17 protein-coding genes are annotated in these 23,340 nt (G+C 49.3%); 10 read left to right on the top strand and 7 right to left on the bottom strand.

Annotated features, from left to right (window positions below; all coding sequences use genetic code 11):
- Positions 1 to 13 precede the first annotated feature (13 nt).
- Entirely contained in the window at positions 14 to 1,429 is a 1,416-nt protein-coding gene (locus tag TW77_RS03845; RefSeq protein ID WP_046003635.1) for a PfaD family polyunsaturated fatty acid/polyketide biosynthesis protein, read from the bottom strand.
- A gap of 330 nt (positions 1,430 to 1,759) precedes the next feature.
- Here TW77_RS03845 and TW77_RS03840 point away from each other — a divergent pair, with 330 nt between their 5' ends.
- The 4 genes from TW77_RS03840 to TW77_RS25915 all read left to right on the top strand — a co-directional run bounded on the left by TW77_RS03840 (position 1,760) and on the right by TW77_RS25915 (position 5,244).
- On the top strand, positions 1,760 to 2,497 hold the full coding sequence (locus TW77_RS03840; RefSeq protein WP_046003634.1) for a hypothetical protein: 738 nt from the start codon (positions 1,760 to 1,762) through the stop codon (positions 2,495 to 2,497).
- A gap of 177 nt (positions 2,498 to 2,674) precedes the next feature.
- Entirely contained in the window at positions 2,675 to 3,421 is a 747-nt protein-coding gene (locus TW77_RS03835; protein WP_052713031.1) for a hypothetical protein, read from the top strand.
- Positions 3,422 to 3,896: 475 nt separating this feature from the next.
- Entirely contained in the window at positions 3,897 to 5,039 is a 1,143-nt protein-coding gene (locus tag TW77_RS03825; RefSeq protein WP_046003632.1) for a hypothetical protein, read from the top strand.
- Positions 5,040 to 5,121: 82 nt separating this feature from the next.
- Complete coding sequence (locus TW77_RS25915; RefSeq protein ID WP_275041924.1) at positions 5,122 to 5,244, top strand: hypothetical protein; 123 nt, start codon at positions 5,122 to 5,124, stop codon at positions 5,242 to 5,244.
- Between the two features lie 185 nt (positions 5,245 to 5,429).
- On the opposite strand, the gene TW77_RS03820 is transcribed toward TW77_RS25915, so the two are convergent.
- Positions 5,430 to 5,753 carry a hypothetical protein gene (locus TW77_RS03820; RefSeq protein ID WP_046003631.1) on the bottom strand — a complete coding sequence of 108 codons (324 nt, stop codon included), beginning with the start codon at positions 5,751 to 5,753 and terminating at the stop codon, positions 5,430 to 5,432.
- An 818-nt stretch (positions 5,754 to 6,571) separates the two neighbouring features.
- On the opposite strand from TW77_RS03820, the gene pdhR reads away from it, so the two are divergent.
- The 4 genes from pdhR (at position 6,572) to lpdA (ending at position 13,606) form a co-directional block, all read left to right on the top strand.
- Positions 6,572 to 7,321, top strand: a complete 750-nt coding sequence (gene pdhR, locus TW77_RS03815; RefSeq protein WP_046003630.1) for a pyruvate dehydrogenase complex transcriptional repressor PdhR — start codon at positions 6,572 to 6,574, stop codon at positions 7,319 to 7,321.
- Positions 7,322 to 7,389: 68 nt separating this feature from the next.
- Positions 7,390 to 10,056 (top strand): pyruvate dehydrogenase (acetyl-transferring), homodimeric type, encoded by a 2,667-nt coding sequence (gene aceE / locus TW77_RS03810; RefSeq protein ID WP_046003629.1) that lies wholly within the window; start codon positions 7,390 to 7,392, stop codon positions 10,054 to 10,056.
- Between the two features lie 11 nt (positions 10,057 to 10,067).
- Positions 10,068 to 11,960 (top strand): pyruvate dehydrogenase complex dihydrolipoyllysine-residue acetyltransferase, encoded by a 1,893-nt coding sequence (gene aceF, locus TW77_RS03805; protein ID WP_046003628.1) that lies wholly within the window; start codon positions 10,068 to 10,070, stop codon positions 11,958 to 11,960.
- 221 nt (positions 11,961 to 12,181) lie between these two features.
- Positions 12,182 to 13,606, top strand: coding sequence for a dihydrolipoyl dehydrogenase (lpdA, locus tag TW77_RS03800; protein WP_046003627.1), 1,425 nt, complete (start codon positions 12,182 to 12,184; stop codon positions 13,604 to 13,606).
- A gap of 73 nt (positions 13,607 to 13,679) precedes the next feature.
- On the opposite strand, the gene TW77_RS03795 is transcribed toward lpdA, so the two are convergent.
- Positions 13,680 to 14,078, bottom strand: a complete 399-nt coding sequence (locus TW77_RS03795) for a hypothetical protein (protein ID WP_046003626.1) — start codon at positions 14,076 to 14,078, stop codon at positions 13,680 to 13,682.
- Between the two features lie 153 nt (positions 14,079 to 14,231).
- Here TW77_RS03795 and TW77_RS03790 point away from each other — a divergent pair, with 153 nt between their 5' ends.
- Entirely contained in the window at positions 14,232 to 15,575 is a 1,344-nt protein-coding gene (locus TW77_RS03790; RefSeq protein WP_052713030.1) for a serine hydrolase domain-containing protein, read from the top strand.
- Positions 15,576 to 15,810: 235 nt separating this feature from the next.
- On the opposite strand, the gene TW77_RS03785 is transcribed toward TW77_RS03790, so the two are convergent.
- From TW77_RS03785 to TW77_RS03775, 3 genes are all read right to left on the bottom strand, one after another.
- The gene (locus TW77_RS03785) at positions 15,811 to 18,273 is read right to left on the bottom strand and encodes an AAA family ATPase (RefSeq protein WP_046003625.1); all 2,463 of its coding nucleotides are present in this window, start codon (positions 18,271 to 18,273) and stop codon (positions 15,811 to 15,813) included.
- Entirely contained in the window at positions 18,254 to 19,435 is a 1,182-nt protein-coding gene (locus TW77_RS03780; protein ID WP_046003624.1) for an ATP-binding protein, read from the bottom strand. Before TW77_RS03780 ends, TW77_RS03785 begins: the two co-directional genes overlap by 20 nt.
- Positions 19,436 to 19,521: 86 nt before the next feature.
- Positions 19,522 to 20,160: an ERCC4 domain-containing protein gene (locus TW77_RS03775; protein ID WP_046003623.1), complete on the bottom strand. Its 639-nt coding sequence runs from the start codon at positions 20,158 to 20,160 to the stop codon at positions 19,522 to 19,524.
- A gap of 142 nt (positions 20,161 to 20,302) precedes the next feature.
- Here TW77_RS03775 and TW77_RS03770 point away from each other — a divergent pair, with 142 nt between their 5' ends.
- The gene (locus tag TW77_RS03770) at positions 20,303 to 21,598 is read left to right on the top strand and encodes an amidohydrolase (protein ID WP_046003622.1); all 1,296 of its coding nucleotides are present in this window, start codon (positions 20,303 to 20,305) and stop codon (positions 21,596 to 21,598) included.
- Between the two features lie 43 nt (positions 21,599 to 21,641).
- Here the strand turns inward: TW77_RS03770 and TW77_RS03765 are convergent, their stop codons facing one another.
- Positions 21,642 to 23,264, bottom strand: coding sequence for an FAD-binding protein (locus TW77_RS03765; RefSeq protein ID WP_046003621.1), 1,623 nt, complete (start codon positions 23,262 to 23,264; stop codon positions 21,642 to 21,644).
- Between the last annotated feature and the right edge of the window lie 76 nt (positions 23,265 to 23,340).

Here is a 23,340-nt window from a genome sequence, read left to right as displayed (position 1 = left end):
GCCTCGCCTGTGGTTAATCGACGTGTGCTGGCGCCAGCCAGTGCCGGGTTCTGGTTGTCAGCACGGTGGCGGTCTCTGTCATCAGCAGCTGAGCAATATTGGCCACGTGGCGCTGTTGCCACGGCTCAAGATCAGTGCCTTTCACCCATTGATTAAACGCCCCCAGCGCCGGTCCCGTATGCACCTGAAAATTGACCCGCTCCTGAGTGGTTCCGGCAAATGCCAGTTTCATCGAGTGGGCAAAGTACCAGCGAAACACGCGGGCCATCTTGTACTTAGGGTCCTGCTCTGCACGCATGACTTCCTCACTGCGCCCTTGCTGGTGTAAGTATTGACGGGTCTCCTGCCAGATCTCAGCAAAGGTCTTCTTAAATACTTTGTCTTCCAGTTGCGCACGCTGTGCCGCGGGGATGGCATCCAGTGACGGGTAGTGCTGATAAAGCTGGTAGAGCTTTTGCGCCCGTGCGGGAAAAAACACGCCTTTTTTCAGCACCTGTACTTTGGCACCCAGTTCAAACATGTCTCCGGCTGGGGCGTAGTCGGTATCCTGTACATTGATGTCTTGTAGCAGGGTTTTCACTGCCGCTGAGGTATCGGCTTCGACCGTACACTGATTAATTGAGCCGGTCAGGATAAAGTCTGCGCCCATCATAAACGCGGCCGCCGCCGAGGCGGGCGTGCCAATGCCCCCGGCCAGGCCGACCCGGGGGGGATTGTTGAATTGATACTGTGCACTGAGTGTGTCGCGCAGCAGTTGCATGGCAGGCAGTAGCACCGCCGGCATACCCTGATCGGTATGACCGCCGGAATCGGCTTCCACACACAGGTCGTCACACATGGCAATCTGCTTGCTTAGCTCAGCCTGCTCTAAAGAGATTTGTTTATCTGCCAGCAGTTGGGCAACGATATTGTCCGGGGCCGGACTTAAAAACGCACTGGCCACTTCCGGGCGTGACACTTTGGCCATCAGCTTATTAGTCGACACCACCTGGCCCTGCTCATCTCGCACCAGACCACGCAGGCGATACATTACCAGCGCCGGGGTAATACGAATAAAAGCCGCGGCTTCCAGGCAACGAACCTGGCGCTTCAGGCACAGCTCAACCAGTGCTAACTCCTGCTCTGGTTGGGTCAGATTGCAGACCAGGTTGAGGCCAAAGCTTGACTCTTTTGAGAGCGCGTTTTGTATTTCACTCAATGCCTGGTCAACGACATCGACAGACAAGCCGCCCGAGCCAAAAAAGCTCAGCAAGCCGGCCTGTGCCATGGCGATAACCAGCTTTGCCGAGGCAATGCCCCGGTACATGCCGCCGCTGGCATAGGTATACTTAACGCCATAGTCGCGCCGAAACGATGCGGCGCCCAGCTGTTGTGCTGAAATGGCTGGAAACTGGTTTGGGCTGGTGCCGCCTGAGAGTGTATGAATCAAGAGTCAATGCCCGAGTATGATAATTACATCAAACCGTAATACATAATTATGAAAACATAATGGAGAAGAAGGAGAGGTTGGAGGAGTAAAAGCCACTTTGCTACGACATAGAGATGATAAAAGTGTGTGAAGCAATGCCTGGATTTACTTACTCCCCTGCACAGCTTAAGGGAGCTGGGGCCTGGCTGTGTCCTGCCCGTACGCTTTTTAGCCAATTTCAAACTCACCGCCTGAGCGGGCTTTGTAAGAAAGTTTTACTTTCTACTCAATAACTTCAACACTTGACCGATAAATAGGTAAACGAGCACGCTTAATTAAAAGGATATTTTTATGAAAGTGGATACGAGTGCACTGGCACAACCACAGGTGCAGCCGAGCGGCCCTGCAACGCCAAAAACACCACCCAAAGAGACGGTGAACGCTACACTGGCGCCCGATGTTTATCACCGTTCTGGTGAACAAGATCAAACTCCCACCTATAATCGCCCCATTGTGATTGGTGAAGGGCGAGTTATTGTTGAAACGGCCGAAGAAACTATCAAGAGAACGCTTGATGCGGAGTCCCAGCTTTATCTGGGTGGTGATATGTTTCATGCAGCTGACAAAATGGCTGAGCATTATGATGAATTTATGGGGATGCTTGAACAGACCGACCCACAGTTAGCAAAGAAAAACTGGGGCTTCTCAGTGGACGAGCAAGGGCTGCTGAAAGTGAGTGGTGATTTGAGTGAAGATGAAATAGCGACGTTAGAAGAAAAGCTCAATAGTAACGACGCACTGGTCAAATATGCCAACGAAGTTAAAGAGGCATTTTTGAAATATACCGATATGGAGCGGGGACCCGGGATCCCTTCCAGTAAAGGGTGGTGCAAGTACGATGTTAGTAATGAAAATTTTGCCGATATTATTGATATGAAATCCCTGATGGAAGAAAGAGGCGGTAAAAGGGGGCAGATGCCTAATTTTGGTGAAAAGCTTAGCCTGCTAGACTTTGTTGATAATATGGGTGAGCAGCTCAAGAGTAAGGCGGTAGTGGCTTTTTCGGATAAACGCACCTTGACTGAATGACAACGTCTGCATGATGGGTAGCTTAGGTGTTAATTGTGAAGCAATACATACAGCCAGCGATTTTCCCGTTATGATTGAGAGTGTCCAGGGCGCAGAAGTGAGATGAGTAAATGAACGCTCAACTTTTGTGTTGTCTGACCGATAATGAAATAACACATGCAATAAAAGGATATTTTTATGAAAGTGGATACGAGTGCACTGGCACAACCACAGGTGCAGCCGAGCGGCCCTGCAACGCCAAAAACACCACCCAAAGAGACGGTGAACGCTACACTAGCGCCCGATGTTTATCACCGTTCTGGTGAGCAAGATCAGACCCCAACCTACAGCAGGCCGGTTGTTATTGGTGAAGGGCAGGTATTGCTAGAAACCGCCGAAGAAACGATAAAACGAGTCGGTGACGCCCATTCTCAGCTATACGCTGGTGGCGATATGTTTCATGCAGCCAATAAAATGGTTGAGCATTATGATGATTTTATGGGCATGCTCGAATTGACGGACCCTATGCTTGCAGAGAAAAATTGGCGGTTTTCGGTCGATGAGCAGGGGCTGATGAAAGTCAGTGGTGACCTGAGCGAAGATGAAATCACGACGCTAGAGACAAAGCTTAATAATAATCAGGAGTTGGTCAAATATGCCAATGAGGTAAAAGAGGCTTTCCTGAAGTATACCGAAATGGAACGCGGGCCGAGTGGTACCAGCAGTTATTGGGGAAAATATGATGTCAATGAAGAAAACTTTGCCGACATCATTGATATGAAATCTCTGATGGAAGAAAGAGTTGAATTGAAAGCATATAAAGTGACCGCAGGTATAAACCTGAGTGTGTTGGATTTTGTAGATAATGTGGCCGAGCAGCTAAAAAGCAAAGCAGAAGTCGCTTTCGAGGATGAACCATTTAATTATATCCATGACGGCGCATAACCCAATTAGGTTATGCGTCAGGCTGCTATGGCCTCAGAAAGCTATAGCCCTGCGTATTAAGTTTAGGATCAGGATTTTTCGCTGGAAACTAAAGTCTGATCGCAAATATGGCCAAGTGTTCCCAGGCGTGGTTCTTGCCGCCAATCCCAATAAAGTCGATTGCTCCATTTCCGTCATTGTCGACGTTGGTTCGGATCGATATTTGCCAAGCACCCACCTCAATTTTGTTCGTTATTTTGCCATTCGCGGCGGTAAATTGGTACAGGTCAATGTTGTTAACACTGTCCCTATCAAGTTGAAAAATTAGCGGTCCTGACGAAATCTTGTTGTTAAATCTGGTGGTTAAATGTTAATTAAATGGTTTGCGGCGTGTGTGCGGTGCTGTTTAATATCAGCCGGGTAGTAACACAGCGCTGCAATAACAGGGGCAGTCTATGGCTGCTGAAAAACATTGGATCATTTCAAGGACTAGATCATGACAGTATTATCGCGTTTTTTCTTTTTTACGGCACTTTCCTATAGCCAGATAAGCCTAGCAAGCACGCAACTGGTGGATAACGCCTGCAGTACCGCGTTGAGTGAACAGCACGTCTTACAAAGTACACACACCGCCAGTCAAGCTGATTTTAAAGCCGACCCTTCATTACGTTTTCTTGGTTTCGATATCATAGACAAACAGGGCGAACCCCATCTGCGGGCACGCTTTGCTGCAAGCCAATTGGGGTTTGCCTATTTTGATGTCTATACAGAGCATAGCTACTTGCATTGCGGGACCTTTATGCCCGAGCGTCAGCAAAGTGACAGACAGGCCTGGGCGGCAGACTTGCCCGTGCGTGAGGCATTGGCGCGGCTACAGGACAGCAATACGCTGGGCATATGGGTAAATAGCGAGCGCTGGGTTGATGGCAAGCTGCAAAATTTTGTAACCGACTTATCTTATAGTCGAACCGCACTGTTGAAGTTATTACAACATCATGATGCAACACGTCTGCCTTATGCTCTGAAAATGCAGCATCCCAGCGACCTCAATCAAGCCTCGGCCGACAATGACATTGTGTATTGTCTCAACTCACGGTTTGGGAAATGCGACTACAGCCACCCAGGCTACGGTGAACCTGAACACCTGATCTTGCCTATCAAGGGCGAGGTAGTATTGGATGGTTATATCTCCCGCTTGTTGTTTAAAGAAGACGTGGAGCAAGGTGGTCTGAGCGTCGCAGCAACCGATTTTGGCGTCTGGAATTGGGATAACCCGGTTTACGAACTGGGGGCGCTGCGTGGCAATGCCAAAGCCTTTTTGGCACCGTTTTTTACTCTAAGCTATCAAAGCGCAACGGACTCAGAACAGATCCAGACCAAAATTGCCTGGGATATTCCTTCGCAGTATGGGGCATTTCTTAATCGCAATACCTATGCCCGCGATTACGAAACTTACTGGCTGATGAGCTTTGCGTTTGAGCATAACCCGCTTGGGAGCCATGAGCAGGCAAAGCAGCTTGGGTTTGCTGAGGAAGCGTATCAGCGCCAAACTCAAACCAGCTTTATTGCCCTGACTGGCCTGAATGAGGCAAAGCAGGGCGCGTTTAAACTGGCACCGCTGAAAGTAACTTATCCTTAAACCCTCCTGAAACCGGCTGGGCCTGTGGAGACTTGGCCCAGTCGCATAGCACAGTTCTTTGTTTTATTCAGGTGAATATCTGATGTCGAATCATAAAGAACTGGAGTCAGAACACCCTGAGAACATGGAGGCGGTTGAGCAGGTACAACCTGAAGTTACCGAGAAAATGCAAGCTGCTAAAAAATGGTGGGCGTTCTGGAAGTGATCGCACTGATAAATTTGGCTACAGGCACGTTTGGCTAAACAACTATATGAGTCATAAGGAGAAGAGAGATTCATTACGCGCTGACTCGTGCGCCTAGGGTAAAATGAAATTTTTGGTTGAGAATAAACTTACTCTTGAATGGTGACAAATTGAGGGTGAGCTACACCCTCTATACGCAGACGGGTTTAATATACCCAGATACTGTGAATTCTCGGGTGTCTGTTATTTTGACCTGAGCAACCACTCACCCAAAGACGGACCTTCTTTCCCGCAAATTTAGCAGCCAGTAAGGTAGCATGCATAGCGTTGTAATTAGCATCAGAAGGGACAATGGCATAGTATTCAGGATTTGAGCAGCCATCCGGGTTGCCTGTAATGTTGCCGCCGTGGACCATAGTCCAGCCGTTATTTACATAGATAGTCTGAATTTCGCCAAGGCTAGTTTGCGCACCAGCATACACCTGAGCAGAAAGAAGTAGCGTACATGCTGCTGTTAATAGCTTTTTCATATTATTTCCTTTGTTGTTAGCTTCGGGACGAAGTTTACCACACACAAAGTTAAACAGATATTAATTTTTGTCTCCGTTAGAGGTAGGGATTTACTTTAAATAAAACTTCAAACCTTTGATATATAAGTTTTTTATTTGTTTCTCTGCTGGCTTGATAGGCGCGGGTAAGTATAGTCTCGGTACACATAATAACGTGAGCACATTGTAACAAACAAAGAGATCTAATAATGAAGAATATAGTTTTAGTACTCGCTCTTCTCATCTTATCTGTGACGGGTTTTAAAGCACAGGCAAATAGCTACGTAGATACCTATCCCAAAGTGACCGTTCTGAGCGTTAGCGGCTGAAATACTGGCGCGCAAAGTCCAGGTCCTGTGCCGCAGGCAATCTGACTTCACGAATTTTTACTCTTTTTATTCATCGGCTCCTTTCTCACTGATTGTCTCGTTGCCGTTTATCTGTAGCACCTCACTGGTGTGTTAGCCAAGTGAGTATGACGTAAACCGGTGATTGACTTTTCTATCTGGTCTGACCATTTTATTTTCCTTTTTTAAATCATTTAACTTGTATAAAGTTTAGACACTTTGTGGTGGCTTTTTTTGTATTACTTTTAGCCGCAAAGCGCCGATTTTTGACAGTTGCGCTTGATTTTGATAACGTAGTGCACAAATTTGGTATGACCAATTTACCTTTAGGGTTGGCCTTACCGGATCTGTTTAAGTAAAGAGTGAGCTGGATCAGTATCTTGCCGGTGTTTTGGCGGGCAGGAACAGAGACAGCTGACTTGGGGTTTCACCTATAAACTCGGCGTTTAATCAATGTCTTTAAAGATAAAAGCAGCGAAACTATCAGATGTCATTCTGGAACAACTGGAAAATATGATCCTAGAAGGGTCGTTGATGCCAGGGGAAAAGCTGCCGCCGGAGCGTGAACTGGCCAAGCAATTTGAAGTGTCGCGGCCATCGCTGCGCGAAGCCATTCAAAAGCTTGAAGCCAAAGGGCTGGTTACCCGACGTCAGGGTGGCGGTACCTATGTAAAAAATCAGCTTGAAGAGGGGTTGACTGATCCCTTATTCGAGTTGATCAGTAAACACCCCGAGTCGCAGTTTGATTTGCTGGAGTTTCGTCATGCCCTGGAGGGCATTGCAGCGTACTACGCCGCCATGCGTGGCACGCAAACGGATCTTGATAAAGTGGAACAAAGCTTTGATGACATCGCCAGCGTTGGCGATGATCTGGTGCAAAAGGCCAGAGCCATCAATACCTTCCACTTTACCGTAGCAGAAGCCTCACACAATGTGGTGTTGCTACATCTGATGCGGGGCATGCAGTCTTTACTGGAACAAAATGTATTGCAGAACTTAACGGTGTTAGTGCAAAAGCCGGATGCCAGCGCACAGCTTGCCCATCATCGCGAGGTGTTAAAAAACGCCGTGATCGAAGGTAAGCCAGAGCAGGCAAGACTGGCCAGTAACGCGCACTTAGCCTTTATTGAAGAGGCGTTGCTGGAAGCCGGGCGGGAGCGGTCGCGCATTGAGCGCAGCTTGCGTCGCACCAAAGCACAGTAGTACACAAACAGAGCCATAAGCTAACGCTATAGAATAAATTCGTATTTTAAACATAAGGAACACTCCATATGTCTGAAGTCAATAAATTTGACGTAGACGCGCTAGAAACCCAAGAGTGGTTGCAGGCGCTTGAGTCGGTTGTAAAAGAAGAAGGCGTAGAGCGCGCGCAATTCCTGCTTGAGCAGGTACTTGAGCAGGCGCGTCTGGACGGCGTTGATATGCCAACCGGTATTACGACCAACTATGTCAACACTATCCCGGCAGATCAGGAACCTGCCTATCCGGGGGATGTGAATCTGGAGCGTCGTATTCGCTCTATCATCCGCTGGAATGCGATCATGATCGTACTGCGCGCTTCTAAGAAAGATCTGGAGCTGGGCGGACATATGGCGTCGTACCAGTCGTCTGCAGCGTTTTATGAAATGTGTTTTAACCATTTCTTCCGCGCACCAAATGAAAAAGACGGCGGCGACCTGGTTTATTATCAGGGTCACATTTCACCGGGCATTTATGCCCGTGCATTCGTTGAAGGCCGTTTGAGCGCTGAGCAGCTGGACAACTTCCGTCAGGAAGTAGACGGTAAAGGTTTGTCTTCTTATCCGCACCCTAAACTGATGCCTGAATTCTGGCAGTTCCCAACTGTCTCTATGGGTCTGGGTCCAATCGCGTCTATCTATCAGGCTCGTTTCCTGAAATACCTTGACGGTCGTGGTCTGAAAGACACTGCCGAGCAGCGTGTATACGCCTTCCTGGGCGACGGTGAAATGGATGAGCCGGAATCTCGTGGTGCGATTTCTTTCGCGGCCCGTGAGAAGCTGGATAACCTGTGTTACCTGATCAACTGTAACCTACAGCGTCTGGATGGCCCGGTAATGGGTAACGGTAAGATCATCCAGGAGCTGGAAGGTCTGTTCAAAGGCGCTGGCTGGAACGTTATTAAAGTTGTTTGGGGTTCAGGCTGGGACAAGCTACTGGCGAAAGACACCACAGGTAAGCTGCTACAGCTGATGAACGAAACCATTGATGGTGACTACCAGACGTATAAAGCTAAAAATGGCGCGTATGTACGTGAGCACTTCTTCGGTCGTTACCCGGAGACAGCGGCACTGGTTGCTGACATGACTGACGAAGAGATCTTCGCGCTGAAGCGTGGTGGTCATGAGCCGTCTAAATTGTTCGCAGCGTTTAAAGCGGCACAAGAAACCAAAGGTCGTCCTACTGTGATCCTGGCTAAGACTGTAAAAGGTTACGGCATGGGTGAAGCGGCGGAAGGTAAAAACATCGCCCACCAGGTGAAGAAAATGGACATGACGCACGTAGAGCACCTGCGTTCACGTCTGGGCCTGGAAGACTTAGTATCTGACGAGCAAATCAAAGACTTGCCTTACCTGACACTGGAAGAAGGGTCTGCAGAGTATGAATACCTGCACGCACGTCGTAAAGCACTACACGGCTACACGCCGCAGCGTTTGCCTAACTTTACAGAAGCACTGACGCTGCCAGAGCTGGATGCATTCAAGCCACTGCTTGAAGAGCAAAAGCGTGATATCTCAACCACTATGGCGTATGTTCGTGCGTTGAACATCCTGCTGAAAGACAAAGGCGTAGGTAAAAACATCGTACCTATCATTGCCGATGAAGCGCGTACTTTCGGTATGGAAGGTCTGTTCCGTCAGATTGGTATTTACAACCCGCACGGTCAGAACTACACGCCTCAGGACCGCGACATTGTTTCTTACTACAAAGAAGCGACGTCTGGTCAGGTACTGCAAGAAGGTATCAACGAGCTGGGTGCAATGTCTTCATGGGTGGCTGCGGCAACGTCTTACAGCACCAATGACCTGCCAATGATCCCGTTCTATATCTACTACTCTATGTTCGGTTTCCAACGTGTTGGCGACATGGCGTGGATGGCGGGCGACCAGCAGGCACGTGGCTTCTTGCTAGGTGCAACAGCAGGTCGTACAACACTGAACGGTGAAGGTCTGCAGCACGAAGATGGTCACTCGCACATTCAGGCGGGCACTATCCCTAACTGTATTTCTTACGACCCAACGTTCGCGTTTGAAGTCGCGGTTATTCTGCAAGACGGTATCCGTCGTATGTACGGTCCTGAGCAGGAAAACGTGTTCTACTACCTGACACTGATGAACGAAAACTATCATATGCCTGCTATGCCAGAAGGCGCGGAAGAGGGTATTCGTAAGGGTATCTACAAGCTGGAAAGCTACACCGGTGATAAGGCTCAGGTACAGCTGATGGGCTCAGGTACTATTCTGAACGAAGTACGTAAAGCGGCGCAGATCCTGAGCGACGATTACGGCATTGCGTCAGATGTATTCTCTGTCACGTCATTCAATGAACTGGCACGTGACGGTCAGGACGCTGAGCGTTTCAACATGCTGAACCCGGATGCAGAACAAAAAGTATCTTACATCAGCACGGTACTGGGCGAAGCCCCGGCAATTGCGGCCACTGACTACATGAAGAGCTATGCCGATCAGGTTCGTGCCTTCATGCCAAGCGTTTCTTACAAAGTGCTGGGCACCGACGGTTACGGTCGTTCAGACAGCCGTGAAAACCTGCGTCGTCACTTTGAAGTAAATGCAGGCTACGTGGTAGTTGCTGCACTGAGCGAGCTGGTTAAGCAAGGCAAAGTTGAAAAATCAGTAGTAACAGACGCTATCAAGAAATTTGATATCGACACAACCAAAACCAACCCACTTTACGCATAAGAGGCTAAGTGATGGCAATCGAAATTCATGTACCAGATATTGGCGCCGATGAGGTTGAAGTAACCGAGATTTTGGTCAGCGTTGGCGACACGGTAGAAGAAGAGCAGTCGTTGATCACCGTTGAAGGCGACAAAGCGTCAATGGAAGTGCCTGCTTCTCAAGCGGGTACGGTTAAAGAAATCAAAATCAGTGAAGGCGACAAAGTGTCGACCGGTTCACTGATCATGGTCTTCGAAGCGGCGGGCGATGCGCCTGCTGCTGAGGCAGCACCAGCCCCAGCTCCGGCTGCTGCGGCGCCTGCCCCGGCAACTGCTGAAGTGAAAGAAGTCCACGTACCAGACATTGGCGGCGACGAAGTTGAAGTCACCGAAATTCTGGTTGCAGTTGGCGACAGCGTTGAAGCTGAGCAGTCTTTGATCACGGTTGAAGGCGACAAGGCATCAATGGAAGTACCAGCACCATTTGCCGGTACAGTGAAAGAAATCAAAGTTGAGATTGGCGGCAAAGTGGCCACCGGCAGCTTAGTTTTTGTCTTTGAAACAGCCGGTGCAGCAGCACCAGCTGCAGCAGAAACTGCGCCAGCGGCAGCCCCGGTTGAAGCCACGCCTTCACTGCAGGAAGTACAGGTACCGGATATCGGTGGTGACGAAGTTGAAGTCACTGAGATCATGGTGGCAGTCGGCGACAGCGTTGAAGAAGAGCAGTCTTTGATCACCGTTGAAGGCGACAAAGCGTCAATGGAAGTACCTGCGCCATTTGCCGGTACTGTTAAAGAAATCAAAGTGGCGGCGGGCGACAAAGTATCAACCGGTTCACTGATCTTTGTATTCGAAACCGTTGCGGCGGCAGCGCCGGCTCAGGCCGCACCAGCACCTGCTGCGTCTGCTCCTGCACCGGCTCCAGCGGCAAAAACGGCTCCGGCAGCAGCGCCTGCACCAAGTGCGGCGAAAGACGAGTTTGTGGCCAACGATGATTACGCCCATGCCTCGCCAGTGGTACGTCGTCTGGCGCGCGAGTTTGGTGTTAACCTGGCACGCGTTAAAGGTACGGGCCGTAAGAACCGTGTACTGAAAGAAGACGTGCAGAACTATGTGAAAGAACTGGTTCGTAAGGTTGAGTCTGGCGAGATCAGCAAAGGCGGCAGCACAGGTGGCGGCGAGCTGGGTCTGATCCCTTGGCCGAAAGTCGACTTCAGCAAGTTTGGTGAAGTAGAAGAGAAGAAACTCTCTCGTATCCAGAAGATCTCAGGCGCTAACCTGCACCGTAACTGGGTTCAGATCCCACACGTTACTCAGTTCGATGAAGCTGACATCACCACGCTGGAAGCATTCCGTAAAGAGCAGAATGTGCTGGCAGAGAAGAAGAAAATGGGCGTGAAGATCACTCCATTGGTATTCGTGATGAAAGCAGCGGCCAAAGCACTGGAAGAGTTCCCAACCTTTAACTCATCACTTTCAGAAAACGGTGAAAGCCTGATCCTGAAGAAGTATGTGAACATCGGTGTGGCAGTTGATACGCCAAATGGTCTGGTTGTGCCTGTCTTCAAAGACGTCAACAAGAAAGGCATCATTGAGCTGTCTCGCGAGCTGATGGACGTGTCTAAGAAGGCTCGTGAAGGTAAGCTGACTGCGGCTGACATGCAGGGTGGTTGTTTCACTATCTCAAGCCTGGGTGGTATTGGCGGTACGGCATTTACGCCAATCGTGAATGCACCGGAAGTGGCTATCTTAGGTGTCTCTAAGTCTGAGATGAAGCCGAAGTGGAATGGTAAAGAGTTTGAGCCGCGCCTGATGGTGCCGCTAAGCTGCTCATACGACCACCGTGTTATTGACGGTGCGCTGGCAGCCCGCTTTACTGTGACTCTGGCCAATTACCTGAGCGACATTCGTCAGCTGGTAATGTAAGCCAAAGCAAAACCGCATGACCCCAGGTTGTGCGGTTTTGTCATATTTTTACTGTCCTGTCTGATATTTGGGCGGGACATCTGTGGGTGCGAATGATACACTTTCGCGCAACAAAAAACTCTCTCTGGTTGTTGGTGGCAGCGCTTGCCGATGATCAGGCACATTGGGTGCGGATACTCACTCGAGTAGAGTCCCGTTCGAATAATAGTTAAGGTAATAACATGAGCAACGAAATCAAAACTCAAGTTGTTGTACTAGGCGGTGGTCCTGGTGGTTACTCTGCAGCATTCCGTGCAGCAGACCTAGGTTTAGAAGTTACATTGATCGAATCTCGCGATACCCTGGGTGGTGTATGCTTGAACGTAGGTTGTATTCCTTCAAAAGCACTTTTACACGTGGCTAAGGTAATCGACGACGCAGCTGAAATGGCTTCACACGGTGTAACTTTCGGTGCTCCTCAAATCGACCTGGACAAAATCCGTAGCTGGAAAGAGTCTGTAATTGGTCAGCTGACAGGCGGTCTGTCTGGCATGGCGAAAATGCGTAAAGTAAAAGTAGTTAGCGGCTACGGTAAATTCACCGGCTCTAACTCTATCGCGGTTGAAGGTGCTGACGGCACAACGACTGTAAACTTCGACAACGCCATAATCGCGGCAGGCTCTCAGCCTGTAAACCTGCCTTTCATCCCAGAAGATGAGCGTATCATTGATTCAACTGGCGCACTTGAGCTGAAAGACGTACCAGAAAAACTACTTGTTCTGGGTGGTGGTATCATCGGTCTTGAGATGGGTACTGTGTACCGTGCACTGGGCTCACAAATCGATGTCGTTGAATTTGCAGACCAACTGGTTCCTGCGGCTGACAAAGACGTTATCAAGATTTACCAGAAGTACGTGAAAGACAAGTTCAACGTGATGCTGTCTACTAAGGTTGTTGCGGTTGAAGCGAAAGAAGACGGTATCTACGTTTCTTTCGAAGGCAAGCAAGCGCCAGAAGGTCAGGTACGTTACGACAAAGTATTGGTTGCGGTTGGTCGTACGCCTAACGGTAAACTGCTTGACGCAGACAAAGCGGGTGTTGCGGTTGATGAGCGCGGCTTTATCAACACTGACAAGCAAATGAAGACCAACGTAAATCACATCTACGCGATTGGTGACATCGTAGGTCAGCCTATGCTTGCGCACAAAGCGGTTCATGAAGCACACGTTGCTGCTGAAGTTATTTCTGGTAAGAAACACTACTTCGATCCTAAGTGCATTCCTTCAATCGCTTATACAGATCCAGAAATTGCATGGGTTGGTGTAACTGAGAAAGAAGCGAAAGAGCAAGGTCTGAGCATTGAAACTGCGGTATTCCCGTGGGCAGCTTCCGGTCGTGCAATAGCTTCTGCACGTACTGAAGGTCAGACTAAGATGATCTTCGACAAAGAGACTGGTCGCGTGATCGGTGGTGCTATGGTTGGTATCAACGCGGGTGAAATGCTGGGCGAGATCGGCCTGGCAGTTGAGATGGGTGCAGACGCAGAAGACGTGGCACTGACTATCCACGCTCACCCAACGCTGAACGAATCAATCGGCCTGGCGGCTGAGATTTTCGAAGGTTCAATCACTGACCTGCCTAACAAAAAGGCAGTAAAGAAGAAGTAATTCTTGTTTCTTATTGAACTGAAAAACCCGGCTTAAATAGGCCGGGTTTTTTGTAACGGATACATACTAAGCATCACGCACTTGTGTCGATGCCGGGTTGCAAAGGGTAGCCCTGATAGCCTTTTAATACATCCAAAAAACTCTCCAGCTCCTGAGTGTCATTGCCTATACTGCGCTCAAAGGCAATCTCTCGCTCAATTTGCGATAAAAACCCTGTGCTTTGTGAACCCTGAAGCTCACCATCAACTAACTTAAACGTATCATGGGGCAGTCTGAAGAGCAGCCGCTCATCTCCCGTTGCCTGGATCAATGCATTGAGCTCATTCAGACCAAAGCGATTCATATCTACGGCTCTGGCTGCACTGGACGGTGGTGTCGTGCTCTGTGGCAACGCATTGCCGTTTGTCGCTTCTATAGTAGCGCTTTGCGTTGCAGGCAGGGCGTATGTGGTATTTAAACCGGCTACTTTCATCTCTCATTTCCTTACGTGATAGGTTGCACTTAAATGAAGCAAAAATCGTACACAGAAGGTAATGGCGATTAACTCAGTGCGCATTGTCACCATTCAGTCATTTTGTTAGTGTAAATCCGGACCAAAAATAAAAACAATCACAAGGAATTCGTTATGGCGGTTAAATCGCTTCAGGCGGGTATCGTTTTATGTGCATTGAGCACAGGTGTACAGGCAGGCAATCATGCTTTCGACGCCACGCTGGCGTGCTATACGCAGGCACAACAACCCGGCATCGCCGTGCGGCTGGAGCAGGGCAATAAGCTGATTTACAGCGGGGCTGCGGGTCTGGCTGATATCAAGCGCAAATTGCCACTCAATACCGAGCAGGTTTTTCAGATTGGCTCCATCACTAAGCAATTTACGGCCGCGGCCATTTTGCAACTGGCTGACAGAAAAAAGCTGTCAATACAGGACTCGCTGGGAAAATACCTCCCGTCACTGAGCCCTGACTATGCCAAACTGACTATCGACCGGGTATTGTCACATACCGCAGGATTACCAAATTACAACGAAGGCCCTGAGATTGGTGCCAAAATGGCGCACTATCGTAGTTTAGATCAGATCCTGACAGAGATTGTAAAGACACCTGTATTGTACCCTTCCGGTGAAGGCCATACCTATTCCAATACCGGCTACCTGCTGCTAGGTAAAATCATCGAGCAGGTATCCGGGTTGAGCTACAAAAACTATCTGCAACAGCATATCTTTACGCCACTGGGCATGAAACACTCGCAGGTGCTCACCAAAGGCACAGGCAGCGCCGAGGTGCAGGGTTATAGCTCTGAGGATCGGATCAGAACACCAATCACGCCTTTTTACGTTGACCGCAGCTGGATCTACTCCGCCGGCTCAATTGAGTCAACTCTGGCCGATATGAGCCGCTGGCACCGTGGCCTGAAAGGTGGCAAAGTGGTGAGCCTGTCTTCTTATCGGGCTATGATCACCAGTGCGACACTCAATGATGGCTCATCCGCCAACTATGGTTACGGCTTTTACACTTTTGAGCTTGCCGGACAGCCAAGCTATTTTCATGAAGGTGCCGTGCCGGGGTTTATCGCTATGACCGCCTACTTCCCAGAGGCCGACCTGCTCGCCACCGCGCTCAGTAATCAGGATACCCTGCATCCGGGGCCTGCGCTGCTGGATCTGGTTGCGCAGCATCTGAACATCACACCAAAGCCACTGCCTGAGGCACAATTGGACCGTTTTGCTAAAACCTTAGTCGGCGAGTACCTGTCAGCCGGACAGCCGCGCCTGCATGTAACGTATGAAGACGGCGTCTTGTACGGGCAAAAAGGAAGTAGCGAAAAACGCAAACTCATCGCCAGAGCCAACAACGCGTTTTCATTTGAATGCACGCAGAATTATTATCAGCTCAGTGTGGCAGAAGGCAAAACCAGCCTGACACCCATCGGGCTCTATCGGGGCAAGGGCAAGCCGTTGTTTAAGTTGTAAGTGCTTCTGCTTACACAACATGCATGTTTGTGCGTTGTGTTTGACTACAAAGACTCAGATGGCCTGCTTTTGGTCTGTGAGTAGATACCGGCTCAAGGCCGGTATGACGAAGGAGGGGTGGTACGGAGGTTGTCAAATTGACATCGCTCCGCCATAGCCATTCACCATACAGGAAAAGGCCCCGAGCGATCTGGAAGTGCGTGGCACCCAATACTCACTTTCGTGATGCCCGCGCCTAAGCATATTTCACCGACCAATCTTCTATTTGAGCAAGCACTTCATCAACGGTTTCTTTAAGTTCGTCGCCCATTTTTAATACCTCATTCGGGTATTTATCCTGCATCAAGGTCATCAGGGCATAGTAGATGGGCTTAAAGCGTTCTTTCAGTCCGTATTGCTCGAACCAGCGCTCGACCAAATTAGTCTGGCCTTTGGCTAGGAATGGAATAAAGAGACCTGTGAGCAGGGGCTCATCAAAGCTGTCAAGCCCGCCACTCTGACTGAGCAACGTGTCCATGGTTTGGGTTGCGTCATGAAAGAGGTTATTCCACAGCAGCATTTTAATTAAAATGTGAGTGGAATCTAATGGTGGGCTATTTTCCATTCCCTGCCTGACGCATTGCAGAGCCGTATACTTGTTCTTTGTATCTGCCTGATAGTAGTAGCACAGTGCCAGCATCGTATAAATCACATGCTTCTTATCGTTGCTCAGGTATTGCTCGAAATAATCAATTGCCTGTGAGAAGTTTGCTTTGTACATGTTTATAAAGCCTAACGTGCCCAATACAGGTTCCCCAGCGTCCAGAGCTGATAGATAGTGTTGTTCTGAAAGGTCATATTCATTTAGTTGATAAAATATTTCTCCCATACATCTGTGATAGTAGCCTGGAAAAATGCTTTGTAGTTCGGATTGTGCGGCTTGTAAAGCCGATAGGGCTTTATCCCAGCGAGCCGAATCTTGGTAAATCCAGTGCAACCCTATTGCTGCACATGTATTTTCAGGTTCTCTGTCTGCGATTTGCCGAAATACCATCTCTGCATCAGCAGCTTGGTCCGGGTTAAAGTAGGCAAAGCCTTTGACAGTTAGCCCTGCAACGCTGTCCCTGTCTTGTAACGCTTCGGCGAGCGAGAGTAGTTTACTCGATTTAATTTCTTCATCCTTGGCTATGGCGATCTGTAAAATGCTCGAAACAGAAAGAGCACTAACAGCCTTTTTAACTGCTTCTGTCATATCTGCCGGTTCGTCACTTTGTAGCCACTCAATCAGGATCTGTTTGTTTTTATCACCTTGTACATCTGTGATATCTATCAGCTCTTTACTCAGCGCGGTGTGTCCCGCACCGCTCAGATACTGCTGAGTTTGCTCAAGAATTTGTTGTTTGTCTGTGTGCTCAAGCTGGTCACTGCACAGCAATGCATTGGCAAAGGTCAGTGTAGCTTGGGGATGGCACGGGCCCGTGAGTTGCGCAAGAAAAGACTGGCTGCGGTGCTTTAGCTCGTCGCCGACGCACCAGACTTCCATAAAGCGCGTCAGCCATAGGACCCGGTTTTTGTCCCGGCGTCTGCCGTAGCGCATCAGATACCAGATATTAAAAAAGCGCTCCTTAATACGATACAGATTATTTTTGCCATCGGTTTTGATTTTCTCGATGACCCAGTTTTTCTCCAGCTGGCTGAGCTGGGCCGAGATATTTTTGCTGGGCAGGCGGGTTTTTTCGGCTATCTCCTTGGCTGAAATGGCATCCCAGTGCAGTGCGATAGCGTTGACTATGGGTTTTTGCTGCGGTGCCAGGTCGTCCATACGGTGTTTATAAAGCGGTGTGGTGCGGTCTATGGTTTCTTCCAGCAGTGCATAGGTCTGGCCGTTGGCCCCTTCCATCAGAATATTAAACAAAATAACCAGCGTGCGCGGAATTCCGCCCGTTAAGCGCCGGATAGATTCAATGCGCTGCGGCTCTTGCTCAAGGATAGCCAGCAACCTTTGTTCTTCACGTTCGCCACTGTGACTGGCCAGTGCCCGTAACAGCGCCTCGGTATCTGGCTTGTCTAATCCGGCTAAATTGATCACTTCAAAGAACTGATAAAAGGGGGCCTGGTGATCGTAAAAAGCTTCCAGGCTGACTGCTGAGCCACCTATCAGCCTGAAATAAGGATTGGTGGTAAGCACTTCCCTGAGTATTTCTGTCTCTTTGCGATTAAAGTTCTCGAATAGTTCCACCAGGTTATCAATAAATAACACAACCCGTTTGTCTTGCTTTTTGAGCCGGTCACTCAGCAACTGAATCGCGGCTTTAGGGTCTGGATCCTGACCTGCAATGGCATCCAGCCCATCCAGCAGCCCTGCAAACTGGTCGTGATAATGCTCTTCCAGCTCTTCAGCAACGCGCTCCCAAAGTGTAAACAAAGAGCTGATCCCGTATTCTTCTTCTTTAAAGGTGACTGGTAGTAACCAGGTGTTCAGCGCGTCACTGTGTGCAAGCTCTATGGCAAGGCGTCGCAGCAGGGTGGTTTTACCGGCGCCGCGCACGCCCTGGATCAGGTAATTTTGCTCGGGTACCTCTTTGTTGGTGCTGGCAATGGCACGCCAGATTTTTTTGTATTCTTTCAGGCGGATCACAAAGTGCGTCTTAATGAACTGGTCTGATGCATTTTGTGCGTTGTATAGCTTTACGCCTTCTTTATAGTCGTCGAGTTGCATAGCGCCCCCACCATTCTTTGAGCATGGGCGAGGTGAACTGATAACACTGCGCCTGATTGATAAAAATATAACCATCGTGGATCAGACAGTCGATCACGTATTGGCAATTGGTTTGCTGATACTGGCTTGCCTGCGAGAGGTTAAACAAGTGTGAGCCTGGCAGCTGTGCATGCTCACACATCGCTGTTAATACGTCACTTGCCAGTGCTTTTTCGCTGTCTGCAAAACGGTTTAGCCGTTCTGCCCAGTGATTAAAGTGAGATTGATACTGTATCGAAAACAGCTTGTTGTAAGCAGCGTCAATATTTGCCGGGCTGACAGAGTCCAGTCCTTCATCAAAATACACATCAACCAGCTGCATCCACAGGATCTCGATGTAATAGGGCATCAGCCAGCCAACCTTGTCGAGTAGATAATCCTGTGCTGTGGCATCAATCTGGATGGGCTCCAGTTCACGATGGTTGAGCGTGTTGATAAACTCGCGGCCCTGAGCCTGGCTTAGTGGCGCAATAGACACCGGGATGAGCACATTGATGAGATCTGACAGTGCCATTTTGCTCACCAGCGTGTCCAGCCCAATTGAGCCTGTCAGCACAAACTGCACATGTTGGTTTAGCCTTTGCTCTGACCACAACTCACGACAACCAGATAAAAATGACTCCGCGCTTTTGTGATCTTGCTGGTTATAGATTTTCTCAACAACATCCGGGAACTCGTCAATGATAAGCACCAGTTTTTTGTCCAGTGTCAGTGCATTGAGGGCGGCGCTGAGATCTCGGTGAGTGAGCTGACGGTCCTGATGATCAAACTCGATACCCGTGGCGCCGACTGATACGCCGGTAATGCTGCTGCGAAACTTGTCAATTTGATCTTTGCCCCATTTAAAAAGGCTACTCAGTTGGTCGGTAAATTCGGAGCGGAACAGATTATCTATGATCTGTTTGTAGTATTCATGTTCAGTTGCACAGGATTGTACAATATTATAGAGAAACACGTAGCCATCTGGTGGGTTGTCTTGCAGGTAAAACAGCATAGACGTTTTACCGACACGCCGCGGGGCAAGGACCAGCAAATGACTCCCGTCTCTGAGCCGCCGCAACAGCTTATTTTGATCTGTTTCTCTGGGGAAATATTTATCACCCCGAACCACCTGACCCGCCATAATATCTCCTGACAAAATATTTATAGTCAAAGTGTAGTGACAATAATTTTTTTGTCAAAAATATTGGCAATAAAATTTTTGTCATCTTAGAGAAAGGGTGTCGTTAAAATAGTCCGAATGGCTTTGGCGGTATCTGCGCCTATGCCGTCAACAGCCATTAACTGGGACTGGGTGGCATTAAATACGGCTTCAATTGAGCCAAAATGGTGTAGCAGTCTTTTGGCCAGTTTTGGGCCGACATTTGGCAGGCCTTGCAGCAGGTAAAGCTGTTTTCTCATATATGTTTTTGGCCTAAAACCCTTGCGCGGCAATACATCAGAGTTTAAACGGCGGCGCTGCTGCGCAGCATATTGCATAAGCTTTACCGTTTCTTGTTGATTGTGCGTTCTGAGTGTTGTTATGGCATAAATCAGTCCTATGCTGGCCAGCGCGCCTAGCACTGCTCGCCTATCCATAGTGCTGTCCCGGATATCAGCGGCGTTGCCTTCAATGATTAGGAGTGGCTGAAAACCTGAGTCAGAGAGCCGTTGCGCCTGGCTAAACAGCCTGCCATCAATGATGGAAATCAGCAGATCTCTGAGTTGTTTGCGTTCTATAATCAGCCAGTCATCGATCAGGTAGTCGCCTACAGTCAGGCGCTTTCTTATCAGGTTGACGGACTGACTGGTAGAGAGTAATTCGAGTATTCCAGACGCTTGTTCACGGTCATCAGCTACTATATTCATTATCCAATCCTTGCTCTATGGCTACCTTGCCTGTTCAGTTTAGCTCACCGCAGCCATCCCGGCTCTGTCGCAAATCCCTTTCTCTAATAACTTTGTCTGTTATTTTGTTTGACGACTAATAACAAATATAAGAGGAAGGGGTATGAACAAATCTATACTGAGTCTGAGTTTGGCATCGATTCTGGGAGCCGTGACTATAGGTGCTCAGGCGGCGGATCATGCCAGTTTACTTAAGCAGGTGGAGCCTAAAGTGATTGAGTGGCGCCGGGATATTCACCAAAATCCTGAGCTGGGAAATCGTGAGGTGCGCACCGCAGCTAAAGTGGCTAAACACCTCAAAGCACTGAGAATGGAAGTGGAAACCGGGATCGCGTATACCGGTGTTGTGGGCATGCTCAAAGGGGCTAAGCCCGGGCCAACCGTGATGCTGCGAGCCGATATGGATGCGCTACCGGTGACCGAGAAGAATGACCTGCCGTTTAGATCGACCAAAACCACCAATTACCGGGGGGTGGATGTGGGTATTATGCATGCCTGTGGTCATGATACCCATGTGGCCATGTTGATGGGCGCGGCTGAGGTGCTGGCGGGCATGCGTGATGAGCTCGCGGGCAATGTGATGTTTGTCTTCCAGCCTGCCGAAGAAGGTGCACCTGAAGGCGAAGAGGGCGGTGCGGAGTTAATGCTCAAAGAAGGGATCTTTAAAAAGTACCAGCCCGATGTGGCGTTTGGTTTGCACATTACTTCTAAGCTCAATGTGGGTCAGCTTGGATATCGCAGTGGCCCAACCATGGCCAGTGCTGATCGCTTTGAGATCAGTGTGAAAGGAGAGCAAACTCACGGCTCGACGCCCTGGGCCGGCGCCGACCCAATTGCCGCTGCGGCGCAGATAGTGTCTGGGGTAAACCACATCGTTAGTCGTCAGATTAATATTACCAAAGAGCCGGCGATAGTTTCGTTCGGCAAAATTGCCGGAGGGGTGCGTAACAACATCATTCCCGAAGAGGTAAATATGGTCGGCACCATACGTAATTTTGATATGGACAACCGTGCGCAGATCTTTGCAAAGATCACCCATACCGCCGAGCATATTGCACTGGCGTCCGGCAATAAGGCTGATGTAAAGATCATAGAGGGTTATCCGGTGACGGTGAACGACCCGGCTCTGACCGCGCAAATGTTACCCACCCTGGAGAAGGTATTCGGCGCACAGGGCATGATTGAAATGCCTAAGGTGACCGGCGCTGAAGACTTTTCATTCTATGCTATGGAAGTGCCCGGGTTATTCGTGTTTTTAGGTGGCACAGCCAAGGGGAGCGACCCAAGAGAGGCGGCCAGCAACCATTCTCCCTACTTTATTGCTGATGAATCGGCATTTAAATTCGGCACGCGGGCGTTGACCGAGTTTACGCTGGATTATATGGCTCAGGCACAATAATCCCATCGGACATGAGGCCATATATGGCCTCATATTTATTAAACTACACCTCCACCGACTGGGCATGATGAAGTCGGTTATGCGGATCCAGCCTACGCTTCACTTGTTTAAGCCTGCTGTAGTTATGTTTGTAGTATAAATGCTGCCAGTTAGGGATATCGACATCGGCATAATTGACATAACAGCCATCCATGACCTCATCGGGCACCGGGCCTTGTGCGCCATACATGGCATGATAAAAGCCATTGATCCAGCCAATATGATAAGGGTCCTGCACGGCCTCAAACCAAAAGGTTTGATATTGCAATTTCATGATCGAATCACGATGTGCCACGGCGGTATCGGATTCTGACAGGGCGTTTATCTGCCCGCCATAAGAGGACAATTGCAGCATTCCGGCGGGGCTTAGATAGTCGCCATGGCGTAGTGTCTGCCAGAGCGTTTGTATTTGCGCCTCCGGAAATGGTTGTTTCATGTATGCGGATTTATTTTTGCCCCGGGCTCCCACTAAAGTGCCCGCGCCATACTGGGTGCCATACCACCAGGGCATGCTGAAATAACTGCCCGGCGGTACCGGTCGCTGCGGAGCGTTCTCCTGCTCTTGCAAGCCCATATGATTGGTGGTGCGTAAGCCTTTTTTAGCATCCTGAAGTTGTTCGGGGGTGAACAGGGCATCGATAAACTCATCAATCAGATTGGGGTCGCCGCTACAATAAAGAGAGAGTCGAATTTCACCGCTGCCGCCCACTGAGTTAGGAATGGCCATTGATGAATGCAGCGCGTTAAAGCGGCTGTGCGGGCCGTTATGCTGTTGCCAGAACTCACCATAGTTGCGTAGCAAGCTGGCAAACTGCTCATAATCAAATAAGTGCCAGGGCAGGGCGATTTCCTGTAAGTGCAGAGACTCAGGTACTTGGGGCAAGTCTCTGAAAAAGTACTTAGTGACTATCCCAAAGTTACCGCCCCCTCCGCCCTGGTGTGCCCAGACAATCTCATCTGCGATTGCCGACTGGCCTTTAAAGTAGGTGCGCGGATAATTGGCCTGCCCGCCCCACTCGTTAAAAGTGATAAGCTCCACACCAACCAGATAATCGCTACTCAGGCCATATTGCCGGGAATGAATACCAAACCCGCCACCACAAACATGGCCACCAACGCCCACGCCAAAGCAGGAACCACCAGGCATGATCACGCCAAATTCCTTAAACAGGGTTTTGTAGGTATGCCCTAACGAGGCGCCCGCCTCGACGACATAGTGACCATCGCTGAGATAGATGCGATCCATATTACTGAGATCGATAACGACACCCTCGTCATTCACCACAAACCCTTCATAGCAGTGACCGCCAGAGCGCACAGTGATGCGATGGTCGTTTGCGATGGCTTCTCTGGCTGCCATATAAACTTCATAAGCAGAACTGCACACGGCGATATAACCAGGTTGGTTGGGAAACCGCAGGTTAGAGCCCGTCAGCATAGAATCATATCTGGGGTCGTCGGCAAACACTTTATGGTACTGATCATACTGCGAGTGGGCGGCGGCAGAATGGCTGAGCATTAAGGGGGCGGCACCCATTGCACCACCAATTGCCAGGGACGATTTGAGAAATTGACGTCTGGAAGTGACATCGTGGTTTATATCTGACTGCTTTTTGTCTTGTTCCATAAACACATCCTTTTTTATGTTATATCAGTAGGGGAATCTAACTTGGTTGTTCTTTGTGCAGTTTGAATGTATCAGA

It is taken from the genome of Pseudoalteromonas rubra, assembly GCF_000967655.1.
Taxonomy (GTDB): Bacteria; Pseudomonadota; Gammaproteobacteria; order Enterobacterales; family Alteromonadaceae; genus Pseudoalteromonas; species Pseudoalteromonas rubra_A.
Note: the sequence above shows the minus strand (reverse complement) of the source record. Positions and strands in the feature narration are given on the sequence as shown.